Source organism: Beijerinckiaceae bacterium (assembly GCA_004564215.1).
Classification (GTDB): Bacteria; Pseudomonadota; Alphaproteobacteria; order Rhizobiales; family Beijerinckiaceae; genus Methylocapsa.
Genome location: CP024846.1, coordinates 2,311,724 through 2,332,324, shown reverse-complemented (window position 1 = coordinate 2,332,324; position 20,601 = coordinate 2,311,724). Strand labels below are relative to the sequence as shown.

The 20,601-nt window shown below is 60.3% G+C and carries 18 protein-coding genes; 12 read left to right on the top strand and 6 right to left on the bottom strand.

Features of this window, described 5'->3' with window-relative positions; genetic code table 11:
- Positions 1-10: 10 nt before the first annotated feature.
- From CU048_10945 to CU048_10935, 3 genes are all read right to left on the bottom strand, one after another.
- Entirely contained in the window at positions 11-1,825 is a 1,815-nt protein-coding gene (locus CU048_10945; protein ID QBR72860.1) for a membrane protein insertase YidC, read from the bottom strand.
- Positions 1,826-1,888: 63 nt separating this feature from the next.
- Positions 1,889-2,464 (bottom strand): ribonuclease P protein component, encoded by a 576-nt coding sequence (gene rnpA / locus CU048_10940; GenBank protein ID QBR71707.1) that lies wholly within the window; start codon positions 2,462-2,464, stop codon positions 1,889-1,891.
- Between the two features lie 69 nt (positions 2,465-2,533).
- Complete coding sequence (locus CU048_10935) at positions 2,534-2,668, bottom strand: 50S ribosomal protein L34 (GenBank protein ID QBR72859.1); 135 nt, start codon at positions 2,666-2,668, stop codon at positions 2,534-2,536.
- A 312-nt stretch (positions 2,669-2,980) separates the two neighbouring features.
- On the opposite strand from CU048_10935, the gene CU048_10930 reads away from it, so the two are divergent.
- From CU048_10930 to CU048_10890, 9 genes are all read left to right on the top strand, one after another.
- On the top strand, positions 2,981-3,565 hold the full coding sequence (locus CU048_10930) for a two-component system response regulator (protein ID QBR71706.1): 585 nt from the start codon (positions 2,981-2,983) through the stop codon (positions 3,563-3,565).
- A complete protein-coding gene (locus CU048_10925; GenBank protein QBR71705.1) occupies positions 3,562-4,692 on the top strand; it encodes a nitrate transporter in 1,131 nt (376 codons plus the stop codon). Before CU048_10930 ends, CU048_10925 begins: the two co-directional genes overlap by 4 nt.
- A gap of 305 nt (positions 4,693-4,997) precedes the next feature.
- Positions 4,998-6,317 carry a bicarbonate-binding protein gene (locus tag CU048_10920; protein QBR72858.1) on the top strand — a complete coding sequence of 440 codons (1,320 nt, stop codon included), beginning with the start codon at positions 4,998-5,000 and terminating at the stop codon, positions 6,315-6,317.
- Between the two features lie 122 nt (positions 6,318-6,439).
- Positions 6,440-7,273 (top strand): nitrate ABC transporter, permease protein, encoded by an 834-nt coding sequence (ntrB, locus tag CU048_10915; protein ID QBR72857.1) that lies wholly within the window; start codon positions 6,440-6,442, stop codon positions 7,271-7,273.
- Between the two features lie 10 nt (positions 7,274-7,283).
- Positions 7,284-8,081: a nitrate ABC transporter ATP-binding protein gene (locus CU048_10910; GenBank protein QBR71704.1), complete on the top strand. Its 798-nt coding sequence runs from the start codon at positions 7,284-7,286 to the stop codon at positions 8,079-8,081.
- 7 nt (positions 8,082-8,088) lie between these two features.
- On the top strand, positions 8,089-9,306 hold the full coding sequence (locus CU048_10905; protein QBR72856.1) for an assimilatory nitrite reductase large subunit: 1,218 nt from the start codon (positions 8,089-8,091) through the stop codon (positions 9,304-9,306).
- A gap of 8 nt (positions 9,307-9,314) precedes the next feature.
- Entirely contained in the window at positions 9,315-11,105 is a 1,791-nt protein-coding gene (nirA, locus tag CU048_10900) for a ferredoxin--nitrite reductase (GenBank protein QBR72855.1), read from the top strand.
- Positions 11,102-12,745 (top strand): sulfite reductase subunit alpha, encoded by a 1,644-nt coding sequence (locus tag CU048_10895; GenBank protein ID QBR71703.1) that lies wholly within the window; start codon positions 11,102-11,104, stop codon positions 12,743-12,745. The genes nirA and CU048_10895 overlap by 4 nt, the downstream gene beginning before the upstream one ends.
- Entirely contained in the window at positions 12,745-15,429 is a 2,685-nt protein-coding gene (locus CU048_10890) for a nitrate reductase (GenBank protein QBR71702.1), read from the top strand. The genes CU048_10895 and CU048_10890 overlap by 1 nt, the downstream gene beginning before the upstream one ends.
- Before the next feature lie 7 nt (positions 15,430-15,436).
- Here the strand turns inward: CU048_10890 and CU048_10885 are convergent, their stop codons facing one another.
- Positions 15,437-16,681, bottom strand: a complete 1,245-nt coding sequence (locus CU048_10885) for a monooxygenase (GenBank protein ID QBR71701.1) — start codon at positions 16,679-16,681, stop codon at positions 15,437-15,439.
- Positions 16,682-16,687: 6 nt separating this feature from the next.
- Positions 16,688-16,960 carry a zinc-finger domain-containing protein gene (locus CU048_10880; GenBank protein ID QBR71700.1) on the bottom strand — a complete coding sequence of 91 codons (273 nt, stop codon included), beginning with the start codon at positions 16,958-16,960 and terminating at the stop codon, positions 16,688-16,690.
- Positions 16,961-17,082: 122 nt separating this feature from the next.
- Here CU048_10880 and CU048_10875 point away from each other — a divergent pair, with 122 nt between their 5' ends.
- The 3 genes from CU048_10875 to CU048_10865 all read left to right on the top strand — a co-directional run bounded on the left by CU048_10875 (position 17,083) and on the right by CU048_10865 (position 19,267).
- Positions 17,083-18,360: an adenosylmethionine--8-amino-7-oxononanoate transaminase gene (locus CU048_10875; GenBank protein ID QBR71699.1), complete on the top strand. Its 1,278-nt coding sequence runs from the start codon at positions 17,083-17,085 to the stop codon at positions 18,358-18,360.
- Between the two features lie 79 nt (positions 18,361-18,439).
- Complete coding sequence (locus CU048_10870; GenBank protein QBR71698.1) at positions 18,440-18,658, top strand: hypothetical protein; 219 nt, start codon at positions 18,440-18,442, stop codon at positions 18,656-18,658.
- Between the two features lie 231 nt (positions 18,659-18,889).
- Positions 18,890-19,267: a hypothetical protein gene (locus tag CU048_10865; GenBank protein QBR71697.1), complete on the top strand. Its 378-nt coding sequence runs from the start codon at positions 18,890-18,892 to the stop codon at positions 19,265-19,267.
- Positions 19,268-19,797: 530 nt separating this feature from the next.
- Here the strand turns inward: CU048_10865 and CU048_10860 are convergent.
- Entirely contained in the window at positions 19,798-20,088 is a 291-nt protein-coding gene (locus CU048_10860) for a hypothetical protein (protein ID QBR71696.1), read from the bottom strand.
- Positions 20,089-20,601: the final 513 nt, after the last annotated feature.

The following is a 20,601-nucleotide window of genomic DNA, read 5'->3' as shown; positions in this document are numbered from 1 at the left end:
AGCGGCCAACTTAAGTTGTCGCCTTTTTGCGGAACATGCCCACGAGATTGTCCCAAAGCTCAACCTTGACGCCGGCGCGCTTCATGATCATCGTCTGCTGGATGACCGACAAAGTATTGTTCCAACTCCAGTAGATCACCAGACCCGAAGCAAAGCTCCCGAGGGTGAACGTGAAAAGGACCGGCATCCAGGTAAACACCTGCTTTTGCATCGGATCGGCCGGCTCAGGGTTCACCTTCATCTGAATGAACATGGTGATGCCCATGATCAAAGGCCAGACGCCAATCGCGAGATAGGGACCAAACACGGGGATCTGGGTCGGATCGAAGGGCAGCAGGCCGAACAAATTGAAGAGATTGGTCGGATCGGGCGCCGACAGGTCCTTGATCCACCCGAAAAACGGCGCCTGCCGCATTTCGATGGTGATGACCAGCACCTTGTAGAGGGCAAAGAAGACCGGAAGCTGGATCAACACCGGAAGGCAGCCCGACACGGGGTTGACCTTCTCGCGCTTGTAAAGCGCCATGATTTCCATTTGCTGCTTATGCTTGTCATCGGGGAAGCGATCGCGGATTGAGGTGATCTGCGGCTGCACCGCCTTCATCTTTGCCATCGCGACATAGCTTTTATTGGCGAGCGGAAAGAAGACTGCCTTGACCAGAACGGTGATGAACAAGATCGCGACGCCGAAATTGCCGACAAATTTGTAAATCAGATCGATCAGCCAGAACATCGGCTTGGTGATGAAATAGAACCAGCCCCAGTCGATCAACAGATCGAATTTCTCGATCCCCAAATTGGCCTGGTATTTTTCGAGGGTGTCCGTCTCCTTGGCACCGGCGAAAACCCGCGTGGTGACGACGCTCGAAGCGCCCGGCGCGAGAGTTTTCGGATTTTCGTCGACAAAACCAGATTGATAAACGCTGGTCGGACCGGGGGGCTGGTTAAAACTCGCCACGACAGGGACTGACTGGTCCGGAATGACCGTGGTGCCCCAATATTTGTCGGTCAGGCCCAGCCAGCCGCCGGTGCCCTTGAAGACCTTGGTGGCCCGATCTTCCTTTTCGATTTTGTCATATTTGATCTGCTGAACGCCGGAGTCGCCGATGACGCCGACGAAGCCTTCATGCAAAATCGAGTAGTTCGCGGAGACCGGCTTCCCGTGCCGCGCGACGCGGGCATAGGGATGCAGCGACACGGCGTGGGCGGATTTATTCTCGACGCTGTCGGTCAGGGTGAACATGTAGTGATCGTCGACCGCTATCTGGCGGTGAAAGACAATACCCTGCCCATTGTCATAGCTGAGCGTCACCGGCGACGTTTCGGTCAATGTGTCACGATCGGCCTGCCAGACGGTATCGGCTCCGGGGAGCACCACTGTTTCGCCCGGGTCGGCGAGGAAACCGGCCTCGGCGTAATAGGCCCCCGGCGCGCCGGCCGGCGATAGCAAAATGATGTGCGGGCTGTTGGGATCGGTGGTTTCCCGATAGGCCTTGAACGATACATCGTCGAGGCGGGCGCCCTTCAGCGAGATGGATCCATAGAGCGCCGGGGTGTCGAGCTTCACTCTCGGAGTCTCCGCCAAAACCTCGGCACGGGTCTTTTGCGTTTCCGCCGGCTTCGTCAGGGAGCTGCCTGCAACCGGCGGGTTGGCTTGCGAGGTGGATGCCGGAGACCCAGGGGTCTGCGCCCCAGGGGTTTGCGCGAGCTGGGCTTGCTTCTGGGCTTGGATCTGGCGGTCTTTTTCGTAATATGCCTCCCAGCCCAAGACGACGAGCATCGACAGGCCGATCGCCAAAAAGAGGTTCTTGGTTTCCTTGGTCATCCCTTGGGTGTCCTGCCTATTTGTCTCTTTGCCACGCATCGTTGGGAACCGCCGGCGAGATCCTTAGGGATCACGGTCGTGGCGGGTTGGCGGGAGGTTTTTTCGGGTATCGATTTTACCGAGGGCGCGAGAAATTTCCGCCTGCAAAGCCAGGAAAGACATGCCGAGCGCTTCGGGTCGAGCGAGGATTACATAATCATTGGCCGGCCGGCCCGGAAGAGGTTGTAGGAGCCGCACCGCTTCCTTTAAGCGGCGGCGGATCCGGTTGCGCTGAACCGCGCCCCCGCATTTTTTGGTTACAGTGAAGCCGAAACGCGGCGGCGTGGCCGGGACATCGCCCAGCCTTTCGCCTTGCCCGCTCGGCGCCATCATGGAAATGTCGGACGCGGCAGAGTTAGCCGGCAAACCCGCTTGCAAAGCGGTGGGCACCGGGCTGGTCCGGCGCGGCGCTACCTGTAAAGTCAAGCCGCGCGCATGAAAACGCTTCCCCTTCGCGGCATTCAAAAAATCCGCTCTCCGCCTTAGACGTTCGGGCGCCCCCAAAGCACATCCATGCTGGGCGTTCCTCGCTTCTTCGGAGCGCTCAGTTGATTGGGCACTCAGGTCTTGCACGCCGCGCTTGGCGCGAGGCTTTCGCATCGAGTTGAATCCAGCCGAAGCGAGACGATAAAATCCCCGCCCCGCGAGAGAAAAAACTGCGCAAAGAAATCACGCCGACAGCCGCTTCCGACCGCGCGCGCGCCGCGCCGCGATGACCTTGCGGCCACCGACTGTTGCCATCCTTGCCCTAAACCCGTGCCGCCGCTTGCGCACAAGCTTACTTGGTTGATACGTCCGCTTCACCGTTCCGCTCCAAATTCCGTCACAAAAAAGCAATACCCGCCCCTGCGGCAAAACCCGAATTCCTCAGGTCCAGCCGGCACGCGCGTGTTATCACCTAGCGGCGACGCAGCCCATCAAAAAACCGCCCTCCCTTCACGGGGAAAGGCACGTTTTCATCAGGACCGAAAATCGGGCTTCTTATAGAGGCAACCCGCGAAGCAAGTCAATTCGGAGGAATCCGGCCAAAACGCCGGCCCCCACCCGGCTTCGGCGGAAAACCCGGCATGGCGTGCCGCATGCTATAGAGCGCTTTTGCAAGCTCATGGAGTTTCTTTGAAACGGGACCTGCGCATCGCCGTCATCGACAAAAACCCGTTGCGGGCGGCCGTTCTCGAAGAAGGCTTGCGCGAGGCTGGACACATGAGCGTGGTGCGCATCGACGACACCGCCGAGTTGCTCGATCGCCTGCGGGTAATCGACCCGGACGTCATTCTGATCGATCTCGAAAGCCCGAGCCGCGACGTTCTCGAACAAATGTTCGTCGTGAGCCGCTCCGTGGCGCGGCCCGTGGCGATGTTCGTCGATCATTCCGATACCGCGATGATCAATGCGGCGATGGACGCCGGCGTTTCGGCCTATATCGTCGATGGTCTTCGCAAGGACCGCGTGAAGCCCATTCTCGACACGACAATCAGCCGCTTCAATGTTTTCGCCAAGCTCAAGGGCGAACTCGAACAGGCGAAGTCGCAGATCGAGGACCGCAAGGCGATCGACCGGGCGAAAGCCTTGATCATGCGGGCCAAGTCCATACCCGAAGAGCAAGCCTATGCCCTCATGCGTCAGACGGCGATGAACGAAAACAAGAAAATCGCCGACATTGCCCGATCCATCATCACCGCTGCGGAGCTTTTGCGATGACGACACGGCTCCGTATCGGATATGTGCCGCTGACCGATGCGGCCTTGCTCCACGTCGCGAAAGCGCGGGACTTCGCGCGCGCCGGGGGCCTCGACATCGAGCTCGTGCGCGAAACCTCATGGGCAAATATTCGCGACCGACTGGTCGCCGGTCATTTTGAGGCCGCCCATATGCTGGCGCCAGCCGCCATCGCCGTCACGCTCGGCATCGGCCAGCTGCAAATGCCGCTTGTCGCGCCGGTCGCACTCGGGCTCAACGGCAATGCGTTTACGGTTTCGAAGGTTTTGTTCGAGGCTTTGCGCCAGGAAGCGCAGGGCGACATGAGGGACCCGCGAGTCACCGCCAAGGCGCTCGCCCGGATCGCCGCGGCGCGCCTCGCGAAAGGGGAGCCGCCGCTCACGTTCGGCCATGTCTTCCCTTTCTCCAGCCATCATTATCAATTGCGGCTGTGGTTGCGGGCGGGCAATCTCGACCCCGACCAGGATGTAAGGCTCGTCGTCGTGCCGCCGCCGTTCATGGTCGAAACGCTGCGCAAGGGGCAGTTGGACGGCTTTTGTGTCGGCGCGCCATGGAACGCGCTGGCGGTCTCGGCGGGCGTCGGGATCATCCTCCATTCCGGGACGGACATTGTCCGCGACTGTCCGGAAAAAGTGCTGGCGCTCCGGGCGGACTGGGCACAGACGCACCCCGAAGAGGTCCGTTCGCTGGCGCAGTCCATCGCCGAGGCCTCGCGCTGGGCGGGAAGCGCCAGCAACCGGAGCGCCCTGGTGACCCTGCTGACAAACATGACCGAGCCCGGCGTGAGCGCCGAGACCATTGATCAAGTGCTCGGCGCCGATGCGCCTGCCTCCGGCCCCGCGCGGGTCGCCACCGGGCTGCGGCTCGACGAGGGGGCGATCAAAGCGGATCCGGCGCGCGCGCTTTGGCTTTACGCCCAGATGGTGGCGGCCGGGCAAACCGCCTATTCGGAGACGAACGCCAAGACCGCCGCGGCCGTCTATGCGCCGGGTTTGGGGCCTTCGATGACCGGCGCCACGGAAATGCCGGTTGCGTTTGACGGCCCGGCATTTTCGCCGGACGACATTCCTGCCTACCTTGCTGCCCTGAAGGCCGAGGGCGGATCCTGACCAACGACTGATCAAACAAAGGTGCGTTGCACAGTAAGTACGCAGCATGTGCAGCATAAGTGCGGAATGCCGCACCAACGCCCATCGGTCCCATCAAAGAGCTGAGACTCGCCTGCGGTCGTGCAGAGGAGAAACCCCGCATCGTTCGGGCTGGCATAAGACTTGCGACGTGCATTGCGGATCGGCTCCCTACGATCCCTGCCGGGTCCAATGGCGGGCCCGACAACCAGCAACGCCGCTGACTGACCATCGCATTCGTGCTGCGGTCTGCCAGCGGCTTTTTTTTGTTCGTGATGGAGCTCTACATGCAATCCAAAACTTCGCGCGGCTCAGGCGGATTGACACGCCGGTCGCTCCTCGCGTCGAGCGCGAGCCTTGCCGGGACCACCGCGCTGATGGCCGCCGCGCAGAGCGCCTTTCCGGCCGGCGTATTCGCGGAGACCGCGGGACCGGAGGTGACAAAACTGGTGCTCGGCTTCATCGCACTGACCGATGCGGCGCCACTCATCATCGCCAAGGAAAAAAGCCTCTTCGATAAATACGGGCTGACCGACGTGTCGGTCGCCAAGCAGGCGTCCTGGGGCGCGACGCGCGACAATCTCGTGCTCGGTTCCGAATCGAACGGCATAGACGGCGCGCATATGCTTTCGCCAATGCCCTATCTGATCTCGACCGGCAAGGTCACCCAAAACAATGTCCCGGTGCCGATCTATCTCCTCGCGCGGCTCAATTACGACAGCCAGGGGATCTCGGTCTCGAACGAATATAAGGAGTCGAAAGTCGGGCTCGATTCCACGCCGCTGAAGGAAATCTTCGCCAAGAAGAAAGCCGACGGCAAGGACGTCAAGATTGCGATGACCTTTCCGGGCGGCACCCATGATCTGTGGATCCGCTACTGGCTGGCCGCCGGCGGAATCGACCCGGACAAGGATGTTTCGACCATCGTTGTGCCGCCGCCCCAAATGGTCGCCAATATGAAGGTCGGCAATATGGACGCCTTCTGCGTCGGCGAGCCCTGGAACGAGCAACTCGTCAACCAGGGGATCGGATTTACGGCCTGCACGACCGGCGAAATCTGGAAGCGGCATCCCGAAAAAGCGCTGGGTCTGCGCGCGGCATGGGTCGACAAAAATCCAAAGGCCGCGAAGGCGCTGCTGATGGCTGTGATGGAGGCCCAGCAATGGTGCGACAAGCCCGAGAATAAAGAAGAGATGGCGGCCATTCTCGGCAAGCGGCAGTGGTTCAACGTGCCCGTTGCCGACGTGCTCGGCCGGCTGAAGGGGGACATCAACTACGGCAATGGACGCGTCGCCAACGGCACCGATCTCGCGATGAAATTCTGGGCCGGCGGCGTATCCTATCCGTTCAAGAGCCATGATGCTTGGTTCGTGGCCGAAGATATTCGCTGGGGCAAGTTCGATCCTTCAACCGACATCACCGCGCTGGTTGACAAGGTCAACCGCGAGGATCTGTGGCGCGAGGCCGCCAAAACGCTTGGCGTTGCCGCGGCCGACGTGCCGAAATCCTCTTCACGCGGCAAGGAAACCTTCTTCGACGGCAAGGTCTTCGATCCCGCGAACACATCCGCCTATCTCAAAAGCCTAGCGATCAAGCGCATCGCATGACCCGACACGCTTCAAGCGAGCGTCCCCCACAGACGGAGATTTTGATGTCCCTTTCCGCCTTGCAGCAAGAAACTGCGGCCGCGCAGGATGGACTTGCGCCAAAGCGAAAACCGCTATCCTCGATGCCCCGCAAAGTTTCGCTGCTGAAGAGCGCCGGCCTTGGCGCTCGGGCGCTGGCGCGGGGCGTGATGGGGAACCTTCTGCCGCCGCTGGTGATGCTCGCCGTCATCCTGTTCATCTGGCAGATTCTTTGTTCACGGTCGGGCGCCACTCTGCCATCCCCTTCCGTCGTTTGGGCGGAAGCGGGCGATCTCATCCGGCATCCTTTCTTCAACAATGGACCGCAGGACATCGGCCTTGGCTTTCGTGTCCTGGTTTCCGTCGAGCGCGTCATGGTCGGTTTCGGTCTCGCGTCCATCGTCGGAATTCTTTTGGGAACGCTGGTCGGCCAATCGGTTTGGGCGATGCGCGGGCTCGACCCGATCTTCCAGGTGCTGCGCACCGTGCCACCGCTTGCCTGGCTGCCGCTTGCGCTCGCGGCTTTCCGCGACAGCAATCCCTCGGCAATCTTTGTGATTTTCATCACGAGCATTTGGCCGATCATCATCAACACCGCCGTCGGCATTCGCAATATCCCGAATGATTATCGTAACGTCGCGCGGGTCCTCCGGCTCAATCCCTTTGAATTTTTTACCAAGATCATGGTCCCATCCGCGGCGCCCTACATCTTCACCGGCTTGCGGATCGGCATCGGCCTTGCGTGGCTCGCCATTGTCGCGGCGGAAATGCTGACCGGCGGCGTCGGCATCGGGTTCTTCATCTGGGATGCCTGGAATTCCTCGCGCCTGCCCGACATCATCGTTGCTCTCGGCTACATTGGCCTCACCGGCTTCGTGCTTGACCGCCTAGTCGGCGCGATCGGCGCGTTCGTCACCCGTGGCACAGTTGCAAATTAAGGGTGCCCCCATGGCTCGTCCCTATCTCAGAATTGATCATGTCACGAAAAGTTTTTCACGCGGCAACTCGACGACAGAAGTGTTGAAGGACATCGACCTCTCGATCGAAAGAGGCCAATTTGTCTCCATCATTGGCCATTCCGGATGCGGCAAGTCGACTGTCCTCAATCTTCTGGCGGGCCTGACCGACGTGACGACCGGAGCGATCCTTCTGGAGGACCGCCAAGTCGACAGTCCCGGCCCCGATCGGGCGATCGTCTTCCAAAACCACAGTCTTCTGCCCTGGCTCACGGTCTATGGAAATGTGAAGCTCGCCGTCGACAAGGTTTTCGGGGGCGTCAAATCGCGGGCCGAGCGGCATCAATGGTGCCTGCATAACCTCGATCTCGTGCAGATGACGCATGCCAAGGACAAGCATGTCTCGGAAATCTCCGGCGGGATGAAACAGCGCGTCGGAATCGCCCGCGCCCTCGCCATGGAGCCAAAAGTGCTCCTTCTCGACGAGCCCTTCGGCGCGCTCGATGCGCTGACCCGTGCCCATTTGCAAGACAGCGTCATGCGCATCCATTCGACGCTCAACAACACGGTCATCATGATCACCCATGATGTCGACGAGGCGGTGCTTCTCTCGGACCGCATCGTGATGATGACGAATGGCCCCTCCGCGCGCATCGGCGAAGTGCTCGACGTGCCGCTCGCGCGACCGCGCCAGCGGCTCGAACTCGCCGTCGACGAGACCTACATCCACCTGCGCGAAAGGGTGCTGAAATTCCTCTATGAACGACACAGCTATGTCGAGGCGGCGTGAGATAGCCATGAGCGAACCATTGGTTGTTGTCGGCAACGGCATGGCTGCCACCCGCTTCGTCGACGAGCTGACTCGGCGTGCTCTCGGCCGCTACAGCGTGATCGTGATCGGCGCCGAACCCCGGCTCTCCTACAATCGCGTTTTGTTGTCGTCGTTGCTCGCCGGAGAGGTCGACGAAGGTTCGCTCGAACTCAAGCCGCGGCACTGGTGGAGCGGGCGCGGCGTGACGACCCTCGATGGACAGGCAGTTGCCTCAATCGACCGGGATCGCCGAACGGTCAATCTGGCGAGCGGCCAATGCTTTTCCTATTCCAAGCTCGTGCTGGCGACCGGCTCGCAACCGATCAAGCTGCCGAAGCCCGGCATGGATCTGGAAAATGTCTTGACGTTCCGCGATCTCGCCGACGTTGGCGCGATGCGCGCCCTGATGCGGCCGGGCGCCCGCGCGGCTGTGATCGGCGGCGGCTTGCTCGGCATAGAGGCGGCCTATGGCCTCGCCAAGGCCGGGGTCGAGGTGACACTCGTGCATTTGATGGACCGCCTGATGGAGCGTCAGCTTGATCCCCATGCGGCCGCCCTTTTGAAAAGCGCGATCGAGGCCAAGGGGGTCGAGGTTCTGCTCGGGGCCGACACGGCGAGGGTTGTCGGAGAGGCCCGTGCGAAGGCGCTCGAATTGTCCGATGGGCGTATTCTCCCCGCTGATTTCGTGGTCTGCGCGGTCGGCATAAAGCCTCATGTGGAGCTCGCGCGCCGGGCCGGGCTCGCGGTTGGTCGCGGCATCGTCGTTGACGATGGTCTCGCCACTAGCGATGCCAACATCTTCGCGCTTGGCGAATGCGCGGAGCATCGCAGCAACGTCTATGGCCTCGTTGAGCCGGCCTATGAACAGGCAAAAATCCTGGCCCGCCGCCTCGCCGGGGAGACCACCGCCACCTATGCCGGCTCGACACTCGCAACCAATCTAAAAGTATCGGGTGTCAATCTGTTTTCCGCCGGGGACTTCATGGAAGGCCCGACGAGCGAAGTCGTCATGATCGAGGATGATGGCGCAGGCTTTTATAAAAAGTTCGTCATCGAAGACCACCGGCTGAAGGGCGTTGTACTGTTTGGCGATAGCGCCGACGGGCTCTGGTACCTCGATCTGATCCGCTCGCATGCCGACGTCTCCCAAATGCGCGATCTGCTTGCCTTCGGGCCGGCGCTCGCGCTGCCTCAAGCCGCGTGAGGCTGTCGATGTCAGGCGATTTTACTCCCGAACAAAAACGCTATCTCGAAGGATTTGTCTCCGGCATCCAGGCGCGCGGGGGCAAAGGTTTATTGCCTCCAGCCAGCCCCGCCCCGACGGCTTTGGAGCCGAAGCCATCGGGTCCCGACGCCCCGCATCTGCTGGCCCAGGACGAGTTCATCAGAGGCGGCAAAAAACTTGCCGACCAGGAGAAATGGAAACGCGAAGAACACCCCTTCGATGCCTATCATCGGCTGCGCGACCAGGCCGACCGCAAGGAATATCCGAAAGCCGCCGATAATTTCCGCTGGCGTTATTATGGTCTCTTTTATGTCGCGCCGGCCCAGGACAGCTATATGTGCCGGCTGCGCATCCCCAACGGCATTCTCTCGCATTGGCAATTTGCCGGCGTCGCCGATCTCGCCGAAAAATTCGCTGGCGGCTATGCCCATGTGACGACCCGCGCCAATCTGCAAATCCGCGAAATCGCCGCGCACGACTCCCTGAATGTCGTGGAAGGGCTGCAGGATTTGGGCCTGACCTCGCGCGGTGCCGGCGCCGATAACATCCGAAACGTAACGGGCGACGCCACCGCCGGGATCGGCGTGAATGAACTTATCGACACGCGGCCGTTTGCCCGCGCGTGGCACTTTCACATTCTCAACCAGCGCACGCTTTCCGGGCTGCCCCGCAAATTCAATGTTGCCTTCGATGGAGGCGGTTCGGTTCCGACGCTTGAGGATACCAATGACATCGGCTTTCAAGCCGTCGAAATCGCTGAAGGTGCGGGCGTTGATCCCGGCGTGTGGTTCAAACTGATCGTCGGCGGCATTACCGGGCATCGGGACCTTGCGCGGGAGACGGGCGCCATTGTCCGGCCCACTGAGGCAACGGACGTCGCGGATGCCATCGTGCGGGTTTTCATTGCCGAAGGCGACCGCACCAACCGGGCGAAGGCACGGCTGAAATATGTGCTCGACCGTTACGTCGCCGAGGGCCGGGGTCTCGACGGTTTTCTTGCCAAGGTCGAAGAGCAGCTCGGGCGAAAAATTTCCCGCGTCGACGAGAGGCATATTCTCTCCCGGCCAATGCAGGATCGCCAAGCGCATATCGGCGCGCATCCGCAAAAGCAGGAAGGTCTCTTCTATCTTGGTGTTGTTCTGCCGGTCGGGAAAATGGATTGTGCGCAAATGCGCGCGCTTGCCGCGATCGCGCGGGACTTCGGCGACGGAGACTTGCGCCTCACGGTCTGGCAGAATCTTTTGATTTCGGGGATCCCCGAAGCCCGTCTCGCAGATGCCAAGGCGGCGGTGGAAACGGCCGGACTCGATTGGCGGGCCTCCTCCATCCGCGCCGGCCTCGTCGCCTGCACGGGCTCGCGCGGGTGCCGGTTTTCCGCCGCCGATACCAAAGCCCACGCCGAGCAGATCGCCAACTGGTGCGAACCGCGCGTCAATCTCGATCAGCCGGTCAACATCCATCTCACCGGCTGTCATCATTCCTGCGCGCAGCATTACATTGGCGACATCGGTCTCATCGCCGCCCGAGTCGCGCTCAATGCCGAGGGCGATACAACCGATGGCTACCACATCGTTGCCGGTGGCGGCTTTGGACCCACAGGCGCGATCGGGCGGGAGATTTTGCGCGATGTGAAAGCCGAGGATGCGCCCTTGCGGGTGGAGAACCTGCTCAAGGCCTATCTCGCACATCGCGCCGCGCCTTCGGAAAGCTTTCAGGCCTTTACGACGCGGCATGAGAATGCCGCGCTTAAGAATTTCGCCGAAGGACAAGACGGATGAACGCTTTTCACCGCCCACCGGCGCCGGCACCGATCATTCCGGAGACCGCGCCCTTCTCCCCCGAGCAGCGTGCATGGCTCAACGGCTTTTTCGCAGGGCTTCTCGCGCCGGAGCCGCAATCCGGCGTCGCCCTCCCCCCGCAGGACCTCGCGGTCTATGCCGCCCTGTCCGGCCCACAAGCCGTTACGCTCGATATCGCAGATGATGGCGCGCCTTGGCATGATCAGACCTTGCCGCTCGGCGAGCGGATGAAGCTCGCCGAAGGCCGTCCGCTCGCCCGCCGCATGATGGCGGCAATGGCCCAACAAGACTGCGGGCAATGCGGCTACAATTGCGAGGACTATGCAACGGCCATCGCGACCCAGGCCGAGGAGCGCTTGAACCTCTGCGTGCCGGGCGCCAAGGAAACCGCGCGCACGCTGAAAATTCTGATCGAGGAAATGGGAGGCGGCGCGAGCGATCCGGACGAAGCCAAGGCCAAAGCCGAAGCCGCCGCGATTGGCAAGGCTAGGGACGCCGACACCCGTCCCGGCCGTTCAAGAAACACGCCCGCCGAAGCGACCTTTCTGGGGCGCAAAAGACTGAATCGCGAGGGCAGCGCAAAGGCGACTTATCATGTCGACTTCGATATTTCGGAAGCCGGCCTCGACTATGAGCCCGGCGACAGCTTTGGCATTTTTCCGGTCAATGACGAGCGGCTGGTCGATGCGGTCATCGCGGCGATCGATGCGCCCCACGATTTCCCGATTGCCGACAAGACCCTGCGTCAGATCCTTCGGGAAGACGTCTCATTGGGATTGGCGCCCGACGTTCTGTTCGAGCTGATTTCTTACATCACGGGCGGCACATCCCGCGCGAAGGCAAAAGCCTTGGCCAAGGGGGGTGACCCCGACGGCGATGCCGCGACACTCGATGTTCTGGCGGCGCTTGAAAAATTCCCCCGGTTGCGGCCCGATCCGGAAGCTTTCGTCGAGGCCCTCGAACCCTTGCAGCCCCGACTCTATTCGATCGCCTCCTCGCACCGCGCAGGCAAAGGACGGGTGTCTCTCACCATCGATCATGTCCGCTATGCAATAGGCGGGCGCGAGCGCTTCGGCGTCGCCTCGACATTCGCAGGCACGGGCTTGCAGCCCGGCGACAAGGTAAAAGTCTATATTCAGCGCGCCCATGACTTCGCGTTGCCGGCCGATGGCGACACGCCGATCATCATGGTCGGCCCCGGAACCGGCATCGCACCCTTCCGGGCGTTTCTGCAGGAACGCATGGCGGCCAAGGCCCAAGGACCGGCCTGGCTCTTTTTCGGCCATCAGCGGCGTGAGACGGATTTTTTCTACGAGGAGGAGCTGTCGGGATTTGCCGCCGCTGGGACGCTCACCAAGCTGTCGCTTGCATGGTCACGCGAAAGCGAACGCAAGGTCTATGTCCAAGACAAATTGCGAGAGGAAGCTGCCGAACTTTGGTCATGGCTTAGCAAGGGCGCCCATTTTTACGTCTGCGGCGATGCCAAAAGCATGGCCGTCGATGTCGAGGCGGCGCTCGTCGATGTCTGCAGGGAGCATGGGAAGATGGACGTCGCCGCCGCGAAGGTGTTCCTGAAAGACCTTCGCGGACAACACCGGTATCAGACGGACGTTTACTGATGAATGCCCATGCGGCAGCCTTAAGCGTTCGTACGACCTGTCCCTATTGCGGCGTTGGCTGCGGAGTTGTCGCAACGCCGGACGGCGCAGGAGGCGCAGCGATCGCCGGTGATGCGAGCCACCCCGCCAATTTGGGCCGGCTTTGTTCCAAAGGCTCGGCGCTCGGCGAGACCTTGGCATCCGAGACGCGGCTCTTGCATCCGATGGTCGATGGCGAGCGCGCGACATGGGATGCGGCCCTCGATCGCATCGCCGACGGGTTTTCGCGCACAATCGAGACTTATGGCCCTGAGGCGGTGGCATTTTATCTTTCCGGGCAATTGCTCACGGAAGACTATTACGTTGCCAATAAATTGATGAAGGGCTTCATTGGCTCCGCCAATGTCGATACCAATTCGCGCCTCTGCATGTCCTCCTCCGTGTCCGGCCATCGCCGGGCCTTCGGCTCGGATACGGTGCCGTGCTGCTATGAAGACCTCGATGAGGCCGACCTTCTTGTGCTGGTGGGATCGAATGCCGCCTGGTGCCATCCGATCCTCTACCAGCGGATGGTGCGGGCACGCGAACAGCGCGGCGCGCGCATCGTCAGCATCGACGTCCGGGGCACCGCCACGACGGAAAGTGCCGATCTCGCCTTGACGATCAAGCCCGGCATGGACGGGGTGTTATTCTGCGGCCTTCTCGTTCACCTCGCCGAGCACGAGCATATCGATCACGCCTACATCGCCGTGCACACGGAAGATTTCGAGACCGCACTCGCGCAAGCGCGCCAGATCGCACCGGATCTGGCAACGATTGCCGCCAAATGCGGGATTTCGACGCAAGAAATCATGGCGTTCTTCGATCTCTGGTCGGCGACAAGCCGCGTCGTCACACTCTACAGCCAAGGGGTCAACCAGTCCTGGCAGGGAACCGACAAGGTCGCTGCGATCATCAATTGCCATCTCGCCACCGGGCGTATTGGAAAGCCGGGGACGGGACCATTCTCCTTGACCGGGCAGCCGAATGCCATGGGCGGGCGGGAAGTCGGCGGTCTCGCCAATCAGCTTGCCGCGCATATGGACTTTTCGCCGCCCGACATGGACCGGGTCGCCCGCTTCTGGGACGCGCCGCACATGGCCTCGGGCGAGGGCCTCAAGGCGGTCGCGATGTTCGACGCCATCGCGCGAGGCCAAATCAAGGCCCTCTGGATCATGGGCACCAACCCGGCCGTCAGCCTGCCGCGCGCCGATCATTTCCGCGCGGCGATGGCTGAACTCGACCTTCTGGTCATCTCGGACAATGTGTGCTCGACAGACACGATCGGTGCCGGCGCGCATGTGCTGCTGCCCGCCGCCGCCTGGGGCGAAAAAGACGGGACCGTGACCAATTCGGAGCGGCGGATTTCGCGGCAGCGTGCATTCATGCCCTGCGCTGGCGAAGCGAAACCCGATTGGTGGAGCGTCTCGCAGGTCGCCAAGCGCATGGGCTTCAGCGCCGCCTTCGACTATCAGCATCCAGCCGCTATTTTCCGGGAACACGCGGCCCTGTCGGCCTTCGAAAACCATGGCGCGCGCGATTTCGATCTCGGTGCGCTAGCCGGGATCAGCGACGCCGCCTATGCCGCGCTTTCACCGGTGCAATGGCCGGCTTCCGAAAATGCGCCGCGCGGGACCCAACGAATGTTTGCGGACGGGCGTTTTTTCACGCCCTCGGGCCGCGCGCGCTTTAGTGCCATTGCCGAACCCGCGCTCGCGGAGGCGCCGGATGGGCAATATCCATTTCTTCTCAACACCGGACGCGTGCGCGACCAATGGCACACGATGACGCGAACCGGCCTCTCGCCAAGACTCGCCAGCCATATTCCCGAGCCCTTCGTCGAGGTGAACCCGCAGGATGCCCGAAGATTGCGCGTAGCCGAGGGCGGATTTGCGCGCGTGAACACGGCACATGGCAGCGCCGTGCTGCGCGTTGTCGTGACAGATGCCCAAATTGCCGGCCGGATCTTCGTCCCGATCCATTGGAGCGACGAGACCGCCGGAGGTGCCCGCACGGGCGCGCTGGTCCATAGCATCGTCGACCCCTATTCCGGGCAGCCGGATGCCAAGGCCATTCCAGCGGCGCTCGCCCCCGTCGAATTCTCGGCGCAGGGGTTTGTGCTGTCGCGCCGTCGTTTCAGGCTCCCGGGAGACAGCGTCTGGGCATGGACCGCCATCGAGGACGGCTATGCGGCGCGATTTGCGACGAACGAGGCTTTTCAACCCCTATTCGAGGCGGTCTGCAACGCCGCCGGCAAGGCCGAGCAGGCCAAGTTTCACGATCGGGCAAGGGGCATTTTCCGGGCCGCGCTGATCACGGCTGGAAGGCTCGATGCCGTGATCTTCATGGGGCGCGATGGCGAAATCCCCGCTTGGAGCGCCCTTTCCGAAATCTGGCGGCTGGAGCGCCTTGAGGGACCCGCACGCCGCTTCCTGCTGGCTGGCCGAAGCGCCGCCGCCGACTTCGATGCCAGCCCAACGATCTGCGCCTGTTTCGGCGTCAAGGCGGGCGCGATCGAACGGGCCATCGCCGCGGGCGCGTGTTCTACCGAAGCGATCGGCGCGCGGCTCAACGCCGGCACGAATTGCGGATCCTGCCTGCCTGAACTGCGCCGCATGATCGCCCTTTCGGACACCAAGGTTCAACCGGAAACCGTTACGGGCTGAACTTCGATCAGGCTCGCGGCGTATGCGCGTCGTAAAGCCAATCGTAGCGGGAGAGCATCTTCTCGCCGCCAAGGCCGCGAAGCGCAAAGTCGCGAACCAAGGCCGCGGGACCGCCGAAATGATAGATCTGGGCCTGCCGTCGCGATTCCCACTGCACCCGCGTCGCGCGGGCATGCCGCGCCACCTGGTAAGCAAGGAGGCCTTCTTCGACATTGCGATGACCCGCCAAGGCTTCGCCAAGCGCGCTTGCATCCTCGATCGCCTGCGCCGCGCCTTGCGCGAGGAACGGCAGCATGGGATGCGCCGCATCGCCCAATAGCGCCACCCGGCCGGCTGTCCAGCTGGCGATCGGTTCGCGATCGAAGAGCGGCCATTTGCGCCACTGCGGAGCCGCGCGCAGCAAATCTTTAGCGCTTGCGTGCCAGTCCGCAAACCGCGCTTCGAGATCCTTCGGCGCACCTATGCTGGACCAGAATTCCGCTTCATCCGCGACGCGGAAATCCTCATCCACGATCGCCACGACGTTGACGATCGTCCCCTTGCGCAAGGGATAATGAACGAGATGGGCTCTGCGCCCGAGCCAGAGCGTGGTCTCTTCCTTGCGCAGGTCGTCAGGGACCTTGCCTGCATCGACAAGGGTGCGCCAGGCGGTACGACCGGAATATATTGGCCGATCGGTCGGATGCACAATCTGCGCATGAGCTGTTCCGGGCGGCCCCTCTCGTTCGCGGACCATCCGCTCGCGAATGAGCGAGCGCGATCCATCCGCTCCGATCAGACAATCCCCCGTCGTTGTCACCCGGTAGTCGCCGTGCTCGACAACAACTTCAACCCGGTTGACGCAAGAGGTAAATCCGACGACGGCCGCCCCGGTATGGAGACTTATGCGGCCCTCGCCTGCGATCGCCTCAAGCAGAACACGCTGGAGATCGCCGCGGTGCGCGACAAGGTAAGGCGCCCCCCAGCGTTGTTCGGCGTTTTCGAGCGACATCTCCGCGAGTACGGCGCCATCCCGGCTGCGGCGAATCTTGATGGCGCGCGGGGAAAGGCTGAAGGGTTTTAGGCGCTGAATGACATCGAGCCGGCCCAAAACGACACTGGCATTGGGCGAGAGCTGAAGGCCCGCGCCGACTTCTTCGAGAACCTTGGCTTTGTCGTAGACGGTGACCCGCCAGCCCGCGCGCGCCAGGCACAAGGCCGCGCAAAGACCGCCGATCCCGGCGCCAGCTATTAGTGCATGAGGCCCTTTCATCGGAGATCAGGCGTGCTCAATCGACGATTCCGTCAGGGACTCGGCCTCAGGCTTGAACATGCATTCGGGCGGTTCGCAGGTGCCATGCAGCCGGTCGTCATAGACATAATGCGTCGAGCAATAGGGGCAGATGGCGTCGAGGCTCTCGCCCATGTCGATAAAGATATGCGGATGATCCAAGGGCGGCAGAGCGCCAACACACATGAATTCCCTGGCGCCGACGCGCACCACCGGGACGCCCGGCTGATTGTGGAAATGCGGAATGCTATGCGCGGCCATGATAATGTCCCAGGTGGGTGGAAAACGCGGGCAACATAGGCGAGCCCGAACCGTTTGGGTAGCCCCGACCGGTGGAAGCGCGGCTGGAAGGGACAAATCGGCGAGGCCGGAGGCAAAAACGAATGAAAACTGCACCGCCGGAGTGGTTTACGCGCGGGATGGAGCATATCTGGCTGCCTTACACCCAGATGAAGACGACGGCGCCGCCGCTTCCCGTGGTTCGCACCGAGGGAAGCCGCATTTTTCTCGCCGATGGCCGCGAACTCATCGACGGGATCGCGAGCTGGTGGACCGGCTGCCACGGCTATAACCACCCAAAGATCAGCGCGGCCGTCCTGGATCAGCTGGGCCTTATGCCTCACATCATGTTCGGAGGTCTCGTGCACGAGCCCGCGCTCAATTTGGCGCGGCGATTGACGGCGCTGCTTCCCGGCGAACTCGATCGGGTGTTTTTCTCCGACAGCGGCTCGGTCGCCGTCGAGGTCGCCATGAAGATGGCGGTGCAATTCTGGCTGAACCAGGGACAAAACCAGCGCAGCCGCTTTGTCGCGTTCAAGGGCGGCTATCATGGCGACACATTCGCAACCATGTCGGTCTGCGATCCCGAGGAAGGGATGCATACCCTCTTCGCCAAGGTCCTGCCGCAGCAGATCATCGCCGAGCTTCCTACTGATGGCATTCGGGCCAAAGCTTTCGACACATTGCTTGAGGCCCACGCAGATGAGATTGCCGGCATTCTGGTCGAGCCCTTGGTGCAGGGCGCCGGCGGCATGTTGTTTCACGATGCGGCCACTTTGCAGCACGTAAGACGCACAGCAGATCGGCATGGTCTTCTGCTGATTTTTGACGAAATCTTTACCGGCCTCGGCCGGACCGGAACCATGTTTGCCTGCGAGGCGGCGGGCGTCACGCCGGACATTATAACGCTCTCGAAGGCGTTGACCGGCGGCACGATGGCGCTCGCCGCGACCATCGCCACGGCAAAAATATTCGATGCGTTTCTGTCCGAGGAGCCGCGCCACGCGCTGATGCATGGACCGACCTTCATGGCCAATCCGCTCGCCTGCGCCGCGGCCAATGCCTCGCTCGATCTCTTCGCGAGCGAGCCGCGTCTGGCGCAAGTGGCGGCCATAGAAGCGGCACTCGCGCGGGGTTTTGAACCCGCGCGAAGTCTTCCACATGTCCGCGATGTGCGGGTCAAGGGCGCGATCGGCGTGGTCGAACTCGATCGCATCGACAATATGGGCGAATTGAAACGACGGTTCATCGAGGCCGGTGTGTTCGTGCGCCCCTTCGGCAGGATCGTCTATCTCACCCCGGCCTTCACGATTGGGGAAGACGATCTCGCGCGTCTCACAAGTGCCGTCGTCTCGGTGCTAAAAGATTGGACGCGAGGGTGATCGCCGAGAGGGGGCTCGGTCGCCACATTCACATAAAGATATCTATATATTAATATCTGGCGATAGACATATCAAAAATATGCATTCTTGCGCACAAAAATATGCATTCTTGTGCATTTTGTTTTCGAGAACAGAAATTGGCAGAGATTATGATGTGCTGTTGCTTTTATATTGCTTTTATAAGCTAAAAATCGCGCATTCAAGGCAAAATGGCGTGATGCGATGGTGGAAACAGGGACTGCGACTCAAAAAAATGGCGCGGAATCGACGAAATCGCGAAAAATTGCTTGTGATATGATTAAGACTATGCCAGATATGAAAACGGAGCCGGTCCCCGTGGAAGGAAAACCGACTCCGTCATCCAAATCGAAACGGGCCAATGAGCGCGAACGCCGCCCGTTTGCCGTGTAAGGGCTTTATTATGTTAGATAAACACATAGCATTAGTCAAGGGCCAAGTTGCTCATTACGAGAGCCTACTAGATCGGTTCCCTCCGAATCACCCAAACTATCGGCCTGGTCAGGTCGAAATGTATAGACGATTGCTCGATCAGCACGAAGATCTTCTCAAATATCTTGAAAATCAAGAAAATCGCCCGGAGAAGGGGACGCCCCAGCAAAAACTAGTCGAACCGCCTTCCGTCGAAGAAGATGACCTTTCAGACCTTCCCGACGAATTGCTGGCGCAGTTGAGCGACCGTGCAAAAAAAGGACAAACCGATCAGCTCGTCCTGATTATTAATGACCGTGGTGGAACGGCCACCCTCGACGAAATTCTGATTGATCTCTTTCGGAAATACAAAGAAATCGGGGCTCGCAATATCATTTCAAACAGGCTCTATCGGCTGAACAAGCAAGGGCTTATCAGATCAATTGAGGGCAAAAAGGGTATCTATACAACCGCCTAAACCAGAAAACCCGGACGCATACCCGACCGGGTTTCCTGTGTGGGGGCGGTTATAGGCCGGTGCCAAGGAACGATTTGCAGCGTCTCCCCTTGGGGTTCGACACCCCCCGCCTCCACCTATTTTATGTATGCTGATCTGTCGATTTCGTAAAGGAAATCTCGATGGCGGCGCTTGAATCGGCGAAAACAATTGAATCCTGGCTCCCTCCAGCACAGCATCAAGTTTCGCACCATTGGAAAGGATATGGGCCAAAAAATATTTGGTTATTCCGGCAACTTAAACCAGGGAGAATTTACCCCAAGTCTTCGATCAAGATAAGCCACATATGTTGGCACCATATGTTCAGCCTGATCTAGGCCAGAGATGATTACTGACTTTCCATTATCGGCAACAATCTTCACCAGCGAAACTGGTTGGCCCTGTTTGTCATTGCGGTATCCGCATTGACAATGACCGCCACATTCTCTGATCCATTGCATATATTGAGCTAATGTCGGGTGTCCGCCAAAGGGCGAGGCCACGAATTTTCCCTATGCGCAAAGAGCCATTTGGTATCCAACGCCGTCTATCATCTCGCTCTTATCAAAGTTAGAACGCTTATCCCATAGGGTAAAAAAATGTGCCGGTGCTTGAGGTAAAGAACTCAGGTCACGACCTTCCGACTTACAAAGCTCTAGCTCCGCCTCGATTGCAACTTCGAGACGGGACTGCAAAGTATCTAAATTGTTAGCCATTGCGCAAATGTCATGTTCAAGGCACTGCGCAATCCATTGGCCGCCATCATTAAGGATGACAACACGGACGCTTTGCAATGTTTGCATTGAAATCTCCAGGGCCTTTTAGCTTGCGGCTTGACAAATCAAAAAACTTCTGAACGCGACCTGCCAGAGGAGAGTATATAGATTCGCCAAATCTTTTGTCCATCCTGCAGATAGGCTAATTGTTAAAAAATTCTTTGATCGCGCTATTGATGCAACATAACCATGGCATAAACATGTGCGATAAATAGTTGAATAAATTGCTCAAACTTACTTTCATCGGCTACTTTGCAACCCGCACCTTTAGCCCTTTCGTTTCCGCCCCGCATTGCTTGCCTCAACTGGCTTAGATGATTTTAAAGCCGGTAGCCTTGCGCAAGACTGTATCATTTTGATCCAGGCTTTGGCGCGACTAACAGTTGACGCCAGCTCGCGCGCATCTCGTAAGAGGCCGATATGCGCTCTAGTTCATCGCACTTCGGGCGAAGGGCGTGGACAATTTAAGGTTCAAACAGACCCGCCCATGCTTTGTTGAACAAAGCGTGGCCAGAAACCCTATTTTCTGCAATATTGATT